This window comes from Streptomyces pristinaespiralis (assembly GCF_001278075.1).
Lineage (GTDB): Bacteria > Actinomycetota > Actinomycetes > Streptomycetales > Streptomycetaceae > Streptomyces > Streptomyces pristinaespiralis.
Genome location: NZ_CP011340.1, coordinates 6,331,581 through 6,346,366 on the forward strand (window position 1 = coordinate 6,331,581; position 14,786 = coordinate 6,346,366).

At 70.3% G+C, this 14,786-nt stretch carries 11 protein-coding genes; 6 read left to right on the top strand and 5 right to left on the bottom strand.

Annotated features, from left to right (window positions below; all coding sequences use genetic code 11):
- Nucleotides 1-113: 113 nt before the first annotated feature.
- Nucleotides 114-1,760 carry an alkaline phosphatase D family protein gene (locus SPRI_RS27005; RefSeq protein ID WP_053557411.1) on the bottom strand — a complete coding sequence of 549 codons (1,647 nt, stop codon included), beginning with the start codon at nt 1,758-1,760 and terminating at the stop codon, nt 114-116.
- 316 nt (nt 1,761-2,076) lie between these two features.
- Here SPRI_RS27005 and SPRI_RS27010 point away from each other — a divergent pair, with 316 nt between their 5' ends.
- Nucleotides 2,077-3,705 carry an IS200/IS605 family element transposase accessory protein TnpB gene (locus tag SPRI_RS27010; RefSeq protein ID WP_005318726.1) on the top strand — a complete coding sequence of 543 codons (1,629 nt, stop codon included), beginning with the start codon at nt 2,077-2,079 and terminating at the stop codon, nt 3,703-3,705.
- Nucleotides 3,706-3,711: 6 nt separating this feature from the next.
- Here SPRI_RS27010 and SPRI_RS27015 read toward each other — a convergent pair whose 3' ends face one another.
- The 3 genes from SPRI_RS27015 to SPRI_RS27025 form a co-directional block, all read right to left on the bottom strand.
- Nucleotides 3,712-4,527 (bottom strand): DsbA family protein, encoded by an 816-nt coding sequence (locus tag SPRI_RS27015; RefSeq protein ID WP_005318727.1) that lies wholly within the window; start codon nt 4,525-4,527, stop codon nt 3,712-3,714.
- Between the two features lie 56 nt (nt 4,528-4,583).
- Nucleotides 4,584-5,273, bottom strand: a complete 690-nt coding sequence (locus SPRI_RS27020) for a hypothetical protein (protein WP_053557796.1) — start codon at nt 5,271-5,273, stop codon at nt 4,584-4,586.
- Between the two features lie 71 nt (nt 5,274-5,344).
- Nucleotides 5,345-6,670, bottom strand: a complete 1,326-nt coding sequence (locus SPRI_RS27025) for a DUF2252 domain-containing protein (RefSeq protein ID WP_005318729.1) — start codon at nt 6,668-6,670, stop codon at nt 5,345-5,347.
- Nucleotides 6,671-6,905: 235 nt separating this feature from the next.
- Between SPRI_RS27025 and dnaE the strand changes: the two genes are divergently transcribed.
- Complete coding sequence (dnaE, locus tag SPRI_RS27030; RefSeq protein WP_005318730.1) at nt 6,906-10,445, top strand: DNA polymerase III subunit alpha; 3,540 nt, start codon at nt 6,906-6,908, stop codon at nt 10,443-10,445.
- A 79-nt stretch (nt 10,446-10,524) separates the two neighbouring features.
- Here dnaE and SPRI_RS38925 read toward each other — a convergent pair whose 3' ends face one another.
- Nucleotides 10,525-10,698: a hypothetical protein gene (locus SPRI_RS38925; protein ID WP_182327616.1), complete on the bottom strand. Its 174-nt coding sequence runs from the start codon at nt 10,696-10,698 to the stop codon at nt 10,525-10,527.
- A 234-nt stretch (nt 10,699-10,932) separates the two neighbouring features.
- Between SPRI_RS38925 and SPRI_RS27035 the strand changes: the two genes are divergently transcribed.
- Genes SPRI_RS27035 through SPRI_RS27050 form a run of 4 tightly spaced genes read left to right on the top strand, consistent with a single transcriptional unit; the run spans nt 10,933 to nt 14,753 of the window.
- Entirely contained in the window at nt 10,933-12,225 is a 1,293-nt protein-coding gene (locus SPRI_RS27035) for an NYN domain-containing protein (RefSeq protein ID WP_037774941.1), read from the top strand.
- A gap of 29 nt (nt 12,226-12,254) precedes the next feature.
- Complete coding sequence (locus SPRI_RS27040; protein WP_037774943.1) at nt 12,255-13,220, top strand: ABC transporter ATP-binding protein; 966 nt, start codon at nt 12,255-12,257, stop codon at nt 13,218-13,220.
- A 29-nt stretch (nt 13,221-13,249) separates the two neighbouring features.
- Nucleotides 13,250-14,044, top strand: coding sequence for an ABC transporter permease (locus tag SPRI_RS27045; protein ID WP_374987873.1), 795 nt, complete (start codon nt 13,250-13,252; stop codon nt 14,042-14,044).
- Nucleotides 14,045-14,078: 34 nt separating this feature from the next.
- Nucleotides 14,079-14,753: a hypothetical protein gene (locus tag SPRI_RS27050; protein WP_005318737.1), complete on the top strand. Its 675-nt coding sequence runs from the start codon at nt 14,079-14,081 to the stop codon at nt 14,751-14,753.
- Nucleotides 14,754-14,786 lie beyond the last annotated feature (33 nt).

Here is a 14,786-nt window from a genome sequence, read left to right on the forward strand (position 1 = left end):
CGGATGCAGTGACGACGACGGGTGGTGTGTCCGCATTGATGGTGCGGAACGCGCCACCCGTCGTGATGATGTGATCTCCCGTTAACATGCTGCCACGTGGCTGGAAATCGCCCCTAGCGCACGGGCTGGTTCACCCGCTCGACCTTCTGTGTTCCGCTGAGCGTCCGGTAGGAGCGGGACCACGACGACGATGCGTCCTGCTTCGTCCGGTCGGAGATCGTGTAGTAGTCCATCTGCGAGCGCTCGGCGGTCACGTCCAGCACGCCGTAGCCGTGGGCGTCCATGTCGACCCACTTCACATGGCGGTTGGCGGCGCGCACCGCCGCCGATGCGACCAGCGAGACCGTCCCCGGGGCGACGTGGAGGATGTCGTCCAGGTTGTCCGAGCTCACCGACGTCACGACGAACTCGGTCGCGGCCGAGGCCGAGAGCGGATAGGTCGCAGCCTTGACCGGGACGTCGTTCGCCCACGCCATGTGGATGTCGCCGGTGAGGAAGACGGTGTTCTCGATGCCGTGCCGCGTCAGGTGGGCCAGCAGCTCCTTGCGGTCGTCCGTGTAGCCGTCCCACTGGTCGACGTTGACCGCCAGCCCTTCCTTGGGCAGCCCCATCAACTCCGCTATCGGCCCCAGCAGATGCGCGGGCAGCGAGCCGAATGCGACCGGCGAGATCATCACCGAGGTGCCGACCAGCTTCCACGACGCGTCGGAGGCGGCGAGGCCGGACTTCAGCCAGTCCAGCTGCGCCCGGCCGGTGAGCGAGCGGTCCGGGTCGTCCACGTCGCCGTTGCCGATGCCCGACTGCTGGGAGCGGAACGAACGCAGGTCCAGCAGATGCAGATCCGCGAGCTTGCCGAAGCGCAGCCGCCGGTAGACGGTGCCCTCGGTGGACGTGCGCACCGGCATCCACTCGAAGTACGCCTGCTTGGCCGCCGCGACCCGGGCCGCCCACTCGCCCTCGGCGCCGGGCGTGTGGTTCTCCGCACCGCCCGACCAGGCGTCGTTGGCGAACTCGTGGTCGTCCCATATCGCTATCAGCGGGTGCGCGGCGTGCATCGCGCGGAGGTCGGCGTCCGTCTTGTACGTGGCGTGCCGCAGCCGGTAGTCGGCGAGCGTCACGATCTCGTGCAGCGGCGCGTGCTTGCGTACGCCGTACTCCTCGGCCGGGTAACCGCCGGCGGCGTACTCGTAGATGTAGTCGCCGAGGTGCAGGACCGCGTCGAGGTCGCCGCGGGCCGCCAGGTGCCGGTAGGCGGAGAACCAGCCGGCTTCCCAGTTGGCGCACGACACGACGCCGAAACGCACGCCCGGCGTGGCCGCGTCGGTGGCGGGGGCGGTACGGGTGCGGCCGGCGGGGGAGACGGCACCGCCCGCGGTGAAGCGGTACCAGTAGGAGGTTGCCGGACGCAGGCCGCGCACATCCACCTTGACGGTGTGGTCGGAGGCCGCCTTCGAGACGGTGGCGCCGCGGGCGACGACCCGGGTGAAGCCCACGTCCTCGGCGACCTCCCAGGCCACCTCGGTGTCGGCGCCCGTGCCCGAACCGGGCAGGGCGTCCGCGCTCGGAGTGACGCGGGTCCACAGCAGCACGCCGTCGGGCAGCGGGTCGCCGGAGGCGACGCCGTGGAGGAACGCGGGAGCCTGGTCCGCCGCACCGGCGGGGGAGGCGGTGGCCGCGAGAACGGGTGCGGCGACAGCAGTGGCGGCAGCGGCCTTGACGACCGTGCGGCGACTGGGAGTTGAGGAAAATCGACTGGTCACGGCCGATCAGACTACTGATCAGTACGTCGAACGGGCGGGCGAACGGAAAAAGTTCGCCCGCCCGTCATGAGCGGTGGACCGGCGAGTCGCCCTCCGGACCGCCGACGGCTTCCGGGAGGGCGGGGGTCGTGAACTGCTGCTGCGTGAATGTGTATGTGTGAGTGCTGGTGTGTAGGGGTGAGTTGGTGTGGGCTGTGGTGTGTGAGGGCTCGCGGGGTGGACGGGGGTTCGTGTGTCGAATGGGTGACCTTTGCGGGGGCGGGTCGTTGGGGGTGGTGGCGGGTGTGTGCGGTCCGGTACGGAGGGGGTGGACACGGTGGGCGGTCTGCGGGAGGTGGCGGCGCCGTTCGTGGTCACCGGACCTTCGGGTGTGGCAGTGCGTACCCGGCTCAAGGGCCTGACGGCCGGGGACGAGGAGGTGCTGCGGCTGGTGGGTGCGCATCTCGGGTCGCTGGCCTCGCGTGATCTCAAGGCGCGGTGTGTGGAGGGTCTGGAGCACGACAGCGAGTCGTGGGCGGTCCGGAAGCGCGGCCTGACGGGGGTGTCGTCGTCGCGGTGGGCGGGGTCGGTCACGAAGGCCACGCACGATCAGTGGGCGCTCGCCCGGCGCGGCCAGGCCGCGCACATCCAGGGCCTCGAGGCCGGTGTCAAGGTGATCCGGCATCGGTTGTCGCTGCCGGTCGGGGTGAAGGGCTCGAAGCGTGCCGCGGGTGGTTACCGTTCGCGGCGGGAGTGGCATGCGAAGGCCCGGCGTCTGCGGGTGTTGGAGGACCGTCTTGGGCGGGTGCGGGCCGAGAGGGACGCGGGCCGGGTGCGTGTGGTGCGCGGCGGCCGACGGCTGGCCCGTACCCGGCATTACCTTGCCGAGGCGGGGCTGACCGCAGCCCAGTGGCGGCAGCGGTGGGAGGCCGGGCGCTGGTTCTTCCAGGCGGATGGTGAGTCGGGGAAGAGGTTCGGCAACGAGACGATCCGCGTCACCCCCGAAGGCGATGTCAGCATCAAGCTCCCGGCCCCGCTGGCCCATCTGGCGAACGCCGCGCACGGACGGTACGCACTCGCCACGAAGGTCTCCTTCGCGCACCGGGGCTCCGAGTGGGCGGACCGGGTGGCGGCGAACCGGGCGGTGGCCTACCGCATCCACCACGACACCGGACGCGGCCGCTGGTATCTCACCGCCTCCTGGCAGATCCCGGCCGCCCAGGCCGTTCCGCTCGAAGCCGCCCTCGCCCACGGCGTGATCGGGGTGGACACCAACGCCGACCACCTCGCCGCCTGGCGCCTGGACACCCACGGCAACCCCATCGGCAACCCGCGCCGGTTCTTCTACACCCTGACCGGCAGCGCCCCCCACCGCGACGCCCAGGTCCGGCACGCCCTCACCCGCCTCCTGCACTGGGCCCGGTCCTGTGGCGTTAAGGCGATCGCGGTCGAGGACCTCGACTTCCAGGCCGAGAAGACCAGGGAGAAGCACGGCCGCAGGCGAAGGTTCCGGCAGCTGATCTCCGGCATGCCCACGGGCAAACTTCGTGCCCGGCTCACCTCCATGGCCGACCAGGCGGGTATGACGATCATCGCCGTCGACCCCGCCTACACCAGCAGATGGGGCGCCCAGCACTGGCAGAAGCCCCTCACCAGCCCCACCCGCACCACCAGCCGTCACGATGCCGCGAGCATCGCGATCGGCAGACGCGCCCAAGGGCACCCGATCCGGCGACGGACGACACCGCCCCCGCACGACCAGAGCGATCGTGCGGGGCATCGGACCGTCCAGGCCGGCCCGGGCACCCTCGGGCGCGAGGAAACCCGCCCCCGCATCCCCGGACCACGCACACGATGCGTGCCCCCGGACGCGGAACGAACGCGGGCAACCAGGGCATCCAACACCGTTCGGGGTGCCCGCAGCGACCAGGAATGGGTCCAAGACTCACTCCTGCTCACTGAATAGGAACGGTCAGCCCGCCAGCGCCTTGTCGATCGCCGTGCTGAACTCCTGCACCGTCATGGGCGCGTTGTCGCTGCCCTCGGCGGTGACCTTCTTGCCGTCCATCTTCAGCGTCGGGGTGCCGTTCACGCCGCTCTTGTCGAACGTCTCCGACATCTTCATCGCCCAGGCGTCGAACGTCCCGTCCTCGACGTTCTTCTTGAACTCCGCGTTGCTCTTGAGCGCGGGCACCGAGTCGGCGACGTCGAGGAGGTAGGAGTCCTTCGCGAACTTGTCGTCGTTCTCCTCGGGGTGGAACTCGGCCGAGTACAGCGCCGTCTTGTAGGCGAGGAAGGCGTCCGGGCTCACGTTCAGCGCGGCGCCCAGCGCGCTCAGCGCGTTCTTGGAACCCTCGCCGTTGGTCGCGTCGTCGATGAAGGTGGCGCCGACGTACTTGATCTTGTACTTGCCGGCCTCGACGTCCTTGTCGACCGTCTCGCCGACCGCCTGCTCGAAGGTCGCGCAGACCGGGCAGCGCGAGTCCTCGTACAGTTCCAGCGTCTTCTTCGCGCTGTCCTTGCCGATGACGACGGTCGTCCCGTTCTTGCCGGAGGTGTTCTTCGGCGCGGTGACGTTCGACTCCTCGGCCACCGACTCCCAGTGGCCGGGCTTGTTGGCCTGCATGATGCCGAAGCCGATACCGCCGGCGACGGCGAGCACCGCGATGCCCGAGCCTATGACGACGAGCTGCCGGCGGACCTTGTCCTTCTTGGCCTGGCGCTCGCGCTCCTGGCGCAGTCGCTCGCGGGCCGCCGCCTTGTTGGCCTGGGTGTTGCGCTTGCTCATGGTGATTCACTCCGTGTGGGGTCGTGCGGGGACGTGAAGAAAAGGGGATCTCCGGTTCAGGCGCAGAGCGCGACAGGAACGGGTGGTCCCCTCCGTCCCACGGAGTGCACCAGCAGGCGGGTGCGGGAGGAGCGCGGCAGGTACCGGCCGGGACGTGCCTCCCGCCGCGCGGGGCCGGGCGCGTGCACCGCGGCCACGGCCAGCAGCAGCGGGCGGAACGCGACGGCGCCGACCGCCCGCACCAGAGCGGCCAGCGCGGCCTCGCCGCGCCGCAGCCAGGCCGCGGCCAGCAGGCCGACGCAGACGTGGGCGGCCAGCAGCAGCCAGGGCTGCGCCGGGTCGTGGCTGTTCAGTACGGCCGCGAGTCCCTGCTCGTCCCCGGGCAGCGCCGTGCCCGGCAGTGCCGAGCCGACCTCCCCGCCGCACAGCACGTCGAGACCGACGGCGCGCAGCGAACCGGCGACCGGACCGCCCGCGGGGCCGTAACAGACGTGCTGTCCGGTGGTGAAGACCGTGTCGGCGGCCAGCTCCAGCGGGATCAGGAGCCCGGCTATGCGCCAGAACCCGCGCTCCCGGCCCGACAGCGCGAAGGCGGCTGCGAACACGGCGGCGGCGAGGAAGGCGACGGTGGACAGCGGGAGCGGGGCTCGGGACAGCAGCACATGGGAGGCGGCGGACAGCGTCACGACCAGTGCCGTGAAGATCGCTGCCCGCAGCCCCCTGAGCCGCGTCCCGGAGATGTCCATCGCCGCCGAGTGTGCCATGTGTTCCTTAAGAGCCTCTTAAAAGAGGCCCGGCCAAGAGCGAGGGAGAAGTGCTAGAGGCCCGGGATCCGGCCGTTGCGGAAGAGGTCGACGAAGATCTGGTGGTCGGCCCGCGCCCGCGCGCCGTAGCGGTGCGCGAAGTCCACGAGCAGATCGCCGAAGCCCTCCTCGTCGGCGGCGATCGCCGCGTCGATGGCCCGCTCGGTGGAGAACGGCACCAGTGAGTGACCGCTCTCGTCGTCGGCGGCGGCGTGCATGGTCGCCGTCGCCCGGCCGAGGTCCGCGACGACGGCCGCGATCTCCTCCAGGTCGTCGATGTCGGACCAGTCGAGATCCACCGCGTACGGCGAGACCTCCGCGACCAGCTGGCCGGAGCCGTCCAGCTCCGTCCATCCCAGCCACGGGTCGGCGTGGTCCTGGAGGGCACGCTGCGAGATGACCGTGCGGTGTCCCTCGTGCTGGAAGTATTCGCGGACCTGCCGGTCGGTGATGTGCCGGGAGACCGCCGGGGTCTGGGCCTGCTTCATGTAGATCACGACGTCGTTCTCCAGGGCGTCGCTGTTGCCCTCCAGCAGGATGTTGTACGAGGGCAGGCCGGCCGAGCCGATACCGATGCCGCGCCGCCCCACGACGTCCTTGACGCGGTAGGAGTCGGGACGGGTCAGGCTGGACTCCGGCAGCGTCTCCAGATAGCCGTCGAAGGCGGCCAGGACCTTGTACCGGGTGGCCGCGTCCAGCTCGATGGAGCCGCCGCCGGACGCGAACCGGCGCTCGAAGTCACGGATCTCCGTCATCGAGTCCAGCAGCGAGAACCGGGTCAGCGAGCGCGCCATCCGCAGGGCGCCCAGCAGCGGCCCGTCCGCCGTGTCCAGGGTGAAGGGCGGCACGTCGTCGTCCTTGGCGCCGGTCGACAGGGCGTGGATCCGCTCGCGGTAGGCCGCCGCGCAGATCCGCACCAGCCCGGTGATCCGCTCGTCGCTCAGCGCCTTGGTGTAGCCGATCAGGGCCAGCGAGGCGGCCAGCCGCTTCAGGTCCCAGGTGAAGGGGCCGACGTACGCCTCGTCGAAGTCGTTGACGTTGAAGATCAGCCGGCCGTTGGCGTCCATGTACGTGCCGAAGTTCTCCGCGTGGAGATCGCCGTGGATCCACACCCGGCTCGTCCGCTCGTCCAGGTAGGGACCGGCGTGCTGTTCCCGCTCCATGTCGTTGTAGAAAAGACAGGCCGTGCCCCGGTAGAACGCGAAGGCCGAGGCCGCCATCTTGCGGAACTTGACCCGGAAGGCGGCCGGGTCGGCGGCCAGGAGCTCGCCGAATGCGGTGTCGAAGACGGCGAGGATCTCCTCGCCGCGCTGTTCGGCGGTGGGCTGCGGGACCGGCATCTCTGAGTGCCTCCTGGTACATGACAAATGGGACAGCAGTTCCGCCCCGTCCAACGCACGAAGGTACGCGGGAGTGCCCGCCCGCCGGCCGGCGACCGCCCCCTCGACGGAGAGGCTGCGCCCTCCGGCATTCCCGTCGAAGTGTCGGTGCGGCGACGTAGACTTCCACGCTGTCCCCCAAAGCGGGGGTCCGGGGGTCACCCCCCAGGAGATCGCAGCCCGGAGGCCCGCCGCCGTGACCAAGCCGCCCTTCACGCACCTTCACGTCCACACCCAGTACTCGCTGCTGGACGGTGCTGCGCGGCTCAAGGACATGTTCGAGGCGTGCAACGAGATGGGCATGACCCATATCGCCATGTCCGACCACGGCAACCTCCACGGGGCGTACGACTTCTTCCACACCGCGAAGAAGGCCGGGGTCACGCCGATCATCGGCATCGAGGCGTACGTCGCCCCCGAGTCCCGGCGGAACAAGCGCAAGATCCAGTGGGGCCAGCCGCACCAGAAGCGCGACGACGTCTCCGGTTCCGGTGGTTACACCCACAAGACCATCTGGGCGGCGAACGCCACCGGCCTGCACAACCTGTTCCGGCTCTCCTCCGACGCGTACGCGGAGGGCTGGCTGCAGAAGTGGCCGCGGATGGACAAGGAGACCATCTCGCAGTGGTCGCAGGGCCTGATCGCCTCCACCGGCTGCCCCTCCGGAGAGCTGCAGACCCGGCTGCGCCTCGGCCAGTTCGACGAGGCCCTGAAGTCCGCGTCCGAGTACCAGGACATCTTCGGCAAGGACCGGTACTTCCTGGAGCTGATGGACCACGGCATCGAGATCGAGCGGCGCGTCCGCGACGGACTGCTGGAGATCGGCAAGAAGCTCGGCATCCCGCCCCTGGTCACCAACGACTCCCACTACACGTACGCGCACGAGGCCGCCGCCCACGACGCGCTGCTGTGCATCCAGACCGGCAAGAACCTCTCCGACCCCGACCGCTTCCGGTTCGACGGCACCGGCTACTACCTGAAGTCGACCGACGAGATGTACGCGATCGACTCCTCCGACGCCTGGCAGGAGGGGTGCCGCAACACCCTGCTGGTCGCGCAGCAGGTCGACACCGAGGGCATGTTCGAGGCCAAGAACCTCATGCCCAAGTTCGACATCCCCGAGGGCCACACCGAAGTCACGTGGTTCAAGGAGGAGGTCATGCGCGGCATGGAGCGCCGCTTCCCCGGCGGCATCCCGGAGGACCGCCAGAAGCAGGTCGAGTACGAGATGGACGTCATCATCCAGATGGGGTTCCCGGGGTACTTCCTCGTCGTCGCCGACTTCATCATGTGGGCCAAGAACCAGGGCATCGCGGTGGGCCCCGGCCGTGGTTCCGCGGCCGGCTCGATCGTCGCGTACGCCATGGGCATCACCGACCTCGACCCGATCCCGCACGGCCTGATCTTCGAGCGCTTCCTCAACCCCGAGCGCGTCTCCATGCCCGACGTCGACATCGACTTCGACGAGCGCAGGCGCGTCGAGGTGATCAGGTACGTCACGGAGAAGTACGGCGCCGACAAGGTCGCCATGATCGGCACCTACGGCAAGATCAAGGCGAAGAACGCCATCAAGGACTCCGCCCGCGTGCTGGGCTACCCGTACGCGATGGGCGACCGGCTGACCAAGGCCATGCCCGCCGACGTCCTCGGCAAGGGCATCGACCTCAACGGCATCACGGACCCCTCGCACCCGCGGTACAGCGAGGCCGGCGAGATCCGCGCGATGTACGAGAACGAGCCGGACGTGAAGAAGGTCATCGACACCGCCAAGGGCGTCGAGGGCCTGGTCCGGCAGATGGGCGTGCACGCCGCCGGCGTGATCATGTCGAGCGAGACCATCACCGAACACGTCCCTGTGTGGGTCAGGCACACCGACGGCGTGACCATCACCCAGTGGGACTACCCGCAGTGCGAGTCGCTCGGCCTGCTGAAGATGGACTTCCTGGGCCTGCGCAACCTCACGATCATGGACGACGCCATCAAGATGGTGAAGTCCAACAAGGGCATCGACCTGGAGATGCTCTCCCTGCCGCTCGACGACCCCAAGACCTTCGAGCTGCTGCAGCGCGGTGACACCCTCGGCGTCTTCCAGTTCGACGGCGGGCCCATGCGGTCCCTGCTGCGGCTGATGAAGCCCGACAACTTCGAAGACATCTCCGCCGTGTCCGCGCTCTACCGCCCGGGCCCGATGGGCATGAACTCGCACACGAACTACGCCCTGCGCAAGAACAAGCAGCAGGAGATCACACCGATCCACCCGGAGCTGGAGGAACCGCTCCGGGAGGTCCTGGACGTCACCTACGGCCTGATCGTCTACCAGGAGCAGGTGCAGAAGGCCGCCCAGATCATCGCCGGGTACTCGCTCGGCGAGGCGGACATCCTCCGCCGCGTGATGGGCAAGAAGAAGCCCGACGAGCTGGCGAAGAACTTCGTCCTCTTCCAGAAGGGCGCCCGCGAGAAGGGCTACAGCGACGAGGCCATCCAGGCACTGTGGGACGTGCTGGTCCCCTTCGCCGGATACGCCTTCAACAAGGCGCACTCCGCCGCGTACGGCCTGGTCTCCTACTGGACGGCGTACCTCAAGGCCAACCACCCCGCCGAATACATGGCGGCGCTGCTCACCTCGGTCAAGGACGACAAGGACAAGTCGGCCGTCTATCTGAACGAGTGCCGCCGCATGGGCATCAAGGTGCTGCCGCCCAACGTCAACGAGTCCATGTCGAACTTCGCCGCGCAGGGCGACGACGTGATCCTCTTCGGCCTCACCGCCGTGCGCAACGTCGGCCAGAACGTCGTCGAGTCGATCATCAAGACCCGTAAGGCCAAGGGGAAGTACAGCTCCTTCCCGGACTTCCTCGACAAGGTCGAGGCCGTCGTCTGCAACAAGCGCACCATCGAGTCCCTGATCAAGGCCGGCGCCTTCGACGAGATGGGCCACACCCGCAAGGGCCTGGTCGCCCACCACGAGCCGATGATCGACAACGTGGTCGCGGTCAAGCGCAAGGAGGCCGAGGGGCAGTTCGACCTCTTCGGCGGCATGGGCGAGGAAGCGAGCGACGAGCCGGGCTTCGGGCTCGACGTCGAGTTCTCCGACGTCGAATGGGACAAGTCGTACCTGCTCGCGCAGGAACGGGAGATGCTCGGCCTCTACGTCTCCGACCACCCGCTCTTCGGCATCGAGCACGTCCTGTCCGACAAGACGGACGCCGCCATCTCCCAGCTCACCGGCGGGGAGCACGCGGACGGCGCGGTCGTCACCATCGGCGGCATCATCTCCGGCCTCCAGCGCAAGATGACCAAGCAGGGCAACGCGTGGGCGATCGCCACTGTGGAGGACCTGGCCGGGTCCATCGAGTGCATGTTCTTCCCCGCGACCTACCAGCTCGTCTCCACCCAGCTCGTCGAGGACACCGTCGTGTTCGTCAAGGGCCGCCTCGACAAGCGCGAGGACATCCCGCGACTGGTCGCCATGGAGCTGATGGTCCCCGACCTGTCCTCGGCCGGCACCAACGCGCCGGTGGTGGTGACGATTCCGACGGTCAAGGTCACACCGCCCATGGTCAGCCGCCTCGGTGAGATCCTCAGCCACCACAAGGGCAACACCGAGGTCCGGATCAAGCTCCAGGGCCCCCGCAAGACCACGGTCCTGCGGCTCGACCGGCACCGCGTCCAGCCCGACCCGGCCCTCTTCGGCGACCTCAAGGTGCTGCTCGGCCCGTCCTGTCTGGCCGGCTGACAGGTCCCGCACGCAGAAGGGGCGCTCCCGTCGTCACGGGAGCGCCCCTTCTGGCGTTGTGCGATCAGCTTCTGGTCAGTCAGTTGTGACCGAAGCGCTTCTGCCGGCCCTTGTGAGCCACGTCGGAAGGTGTGACCGCCTGCGCCCGCTGCTCGGCCTGGGCCTCCATCGAGGAGCTGCGCGCCTGCTGAGCGCCGCGCTCCGCGGGAGAAGCCTTGCTCTGAGTGCGTTCCTGCTTCTTGTTCTTGGCCATGGGATGCCTCCTGTGGGGGTTTAGGGGCCAGGGCCGCGACCAGACTCACATACCGGTAAAACCGCCGCATTTTGGATCATTGCGGTCCGTAGTCGCCCCCGGTGGGCGGGTGGGTGGGGTGATCCGCCACGCCGATGATCGAGTTCCGGACGTCAACCCTCCCGTGGTCGGGCAGACTCGAGGGAAACCCGCAACAATCCCGGATCTCGAAGCACCATGAGCTCCCGAAAGAGGGTGGAACGCGTGGACCGCTGCGTCGTCCTGGTGGACGCCGGCTATCTGCTGGGCGCCGCTGCCAGCCTTCTCGCCGGAGAGCCCGCACGATCGCGGATCACCGTCGACCACGCGTCCCTCATCCAGGGCCTGCGCGAACTCGCGGAAGCCGACACCCAACGGCCCCTGCTGCGGATCTACTGGTTCGACGGCGCCCCCGACCGCGTGCCGCAGCCCGAGCACCGGCGGCTGCGGGTGATGCCCCGGGTGACGGTCCGGCTGGGCGCCCTGACCCGCAGCGACGGGCGCTGGGCGCAGAAGGGTGTCGACGCGGCGATGCACGCGGAACTCACCGAACTGGCCAGGAACCGCGCCTGCTCCGACGTGGTCCTGGTGACCGGCGACGGGGACCTGCTGCCCGGCCTGATGTCCGCGAAGGAACACGGCGTCGCCGTCCACCTCTGGGCCGTGCAGGCAGCGGACGGCGACTACAACCAGTCGGAGGACCTCGTCGCGGAGGCCGACGAGCGCCGGGTCCTCGACCGGGCCTGGATCACCCGGGCCGTACGGGCCAAGGAGCTCACCGGTATCTGCGCGCCGCCGCCCGTTCCCCGGCCCGAGATCGCGGCCATCCTCTCCGCGCCGCTGCCCGAGTCGGCGCTCGCCGCCGCCGCGGAGCGCGCCGAGGACGCCGTACGCAACGGCACCAGGACCGCACCCGCGGAGGACGGTACGCAGCCCGCCCCCGCCCCGGCCGGGCCCAAGGGCGGCGTGCCCACCCCCAAGGACCTCGCCGGGCTGCGCGCCCCCGGCCAGCCCTCCTCCCATCCGGCGCCCCACCCGCCGAACGCCACCCTGCGCTGGTCCTCCGACAAGGGCTGGATCGAACGGCCCGGCGGCGGAACGCTGGGCGAGCCCCCGGAGACCGCCTCGCTGCCCACCCTCGCCCAGCTCACCAGCGCCGAACAGCGCTGGGCCGACCGCGAGGAGGACATCACCACCGTCGGCGGAGATCCCTTCGAGGTCGGCCAGGTCTTCGCGCGGCGCTGGATGGAGCGGCTGCCGGAGAACGGCCACGTGCAGAAGCTGTCCACGCTCTACCCCCGCATCCCGCACCGCATCGACGGTGAACTGCTGCGCTACGCAGCACGTTTCGGACTTCTCGCGCACAAGGACGACCAGATCGACGAGCACGACCGCTACGCGATCCGGGCCGGCTTCTGGCGGGAGATCGACGTACGGACGGCCGCCGATCACGGTCCGGCGGGTGAGCAGCCGGGGCCCGAGGGCATCCGGGGCGGACGGACCCCGTAGTCTCGTACCTCGTGAGTACGGTGTGCGTGGTGCGGGATCTGGTCAAGACGTACCCCGCCGCGCGCGGCAGACGGGGCACGCCCGGGACACCCGAGGTGCGTGCCAGCGACGGCGTCAGCCTCGAGGTGCGGCGCGGCGAGATCTTCGGGCTGCTCGGACCCAACGGTGCGGGCAAGTCGACCCTGGTGCGACAGCTCACCGGCCTGATGCGTCCCGACTCCGGCTCGGTCCACGTCCTCGGCCACGATCTCGTACGCCACCCGGAGCGCGCCGCCCGGCTCATCGGCTACCTCGGCCAGGAGTCCACCGCGCTCGACGAACTGACCGTCGCGCTCGCCGCTGAGACCACCGGGCGGCTGCGCGGACTGGCCGCACGCGAGGCGCGCGCGGAGCGGGACGCCGTGCTCGAGGAACTGGGCCTCACCGGCCTCGCCGACCGCCCGCTGAAGAAACTGTCCGGCGGACAGCGCAGACTCGCCTGCTTCGCGGCGACCCTGGTGGGCGAGCGGCCGGTCCTGGTGCTGGACGAACCCACCACCGGGATGGATCCCGTCGCACGGCGCGCCGTATGGGCGGCCGTCGACCGGCGCCGCGCGGACCACGGCGCGACGGTCCTCCTGGTCACCCACAACGTCATCGAGGCGGAGACCGTGCTCGACCGGGTCGCCGTCCTCGACCGCGGCCGGGTCATCGCCTGCGACAGCCCGTCCGGGCTGAAGGAACACGTCGCCGGCGAGGTACGGGTCGAGCTGGTGTGGCGCGAACGCGCACCGCTCGATGTGCCCGAGGTCGCCGCGCTGCGCGGCTCCGCCCAGGAATCGGGCCGGCGCTGGGTCCTGCGGCTCGCCCCCGAGGAGGCGCGGGCGGCGGTCGCCGCGGTGACCGGCGGCGCGGCCTTCGCGGCGCTCGACGACTTCACCCTGGCCACCCCGAGCCTGGAGGACGTGTACTTGGCACTCGGGGGGAACGCGACGAAGGGGCTGGTCAAGGCGTGAGCATCGTGTCCGCCAAATCCGACGCGGCGGTGTCCGTGCGCCGGACGCCGCCGGCGGAGGAGACGACCGCCGCGCCGCTCGCGCCGAAGGCGCGGCTGCTGCCGGCGCTGGCGGCCGTGTACCGGGCGCAGCTGTCCCGGGCGCGGGTCGCCCGCATCCCGCTGCTGTTCGTGGCGACGTTCCAGTCCGTCGGGATCATGGTCCTGATGCGGGGCGTCGTCGACGGCGGCGCGGAGGCGCGTGCCGTCGTCGCGGGCGCGAGCGTGCTGGTCGTCGCGTTCGTGGCGCTCAATCTGCTCGCCCAGTACTTCGGCCAGCTGCGTGCCGGCGGCGGCCTCGACCACTACGCGACCCTGCCGGTGCCGCCCGCGGCCGTGGTGCTCGGCGCGGCGGGCGCGTACGCCTCCTTCACCGTGCCGGGGACGGTGGTGACGGCCGTCGCGGGAAGTGTGCTGTTCGGGCTGCCGCTGACGCACCTGTGGGTGCTCGCGGCGGTCATCCCGCTGTCGGGCGCGGCACTCGCCGGACTGGGCGCGGCCCTCGGCCTGCTGGCACCCCGCCAGGAAATGGCCACCCTGCTCGGTCAGCTGGGCATGTCGGCGGCGCTGCTGCTCGGCGTGCTGCCGGCCGACCGGCTGCCGGAACCGGTCTCCTACGCGCGTGATCTGCTGCCGTCCACCTACGGGGTCGAGGCGATGGCCCGGACCTTCGACGCCCACCCGGACTGGCCCGCCGTCGGCCTCGACCTCGCGGTCTGCGCGGCCGTCGGCGTCGTCTCACTGGCGGTCGCGACGTGGGCCTACCGGCGGGCAGCGGTCCGGTGAGGCGTCACCCGGGCGGGCCTGGCACGATGGCGGGGTGACCGCACCTCTGACGCCGCCGCACCAGCCGCACGAGCCTTCCCGGGACGACAACGCCTGGCAGGCGCCGCCCACCGGACCGGGGCCGTCCTCGATGTACGCGTACGACACGGCCAAGGACGAGGCCGAGTCGGCCGCGGAACTGCGGAAGGACCTGCGGGACTCCGCGCTGGTCCTGGTGGCCGTCACGCTGCTGGGCGTCGCTCTGGGCTTCCTCTGGCTGTGGCTGGCCCCCCGGGTGCCGCTGGTCTCCACCGACGAGGCGGTCTTCCTCAAGGACACCGAGGGCGAGGAGGCGATCGGCGCGGACGGCACGTTCCTGCTGCTGGGCGTCGGTCTCGGAGTGCTGACCGCACTGGCCGTCTTCCTCTTCCGCAGGCGCGGCGGCATCGCCCTGGTGGTGGCCCTGGCGGTCGGCTCCGTGCTCGGCTCCCTGCTGGGCTGGGGCATCGGCGTGTGGTTCGGCCCGTCGCGGGACGTGGTGGAGCACGCGCGCCAGGTCGGCGAGGGGGTCACCTTCGACGCGTACCTGGACCTGCGGGCGAAGGGAGCGCTGCTGGCGTGGCCGGTGGCGGCGATGCTGGTGCATCTGGGGCTGACGGCGCTGTTCGGGCCGAGGGATCCCGAGCCGGACCAGCACTGGCCGGGTGACCCGGCCGCGCCGACGCAGTGACGTTTCGCTCGTAGCGCGCCGCCACGTCCGGCG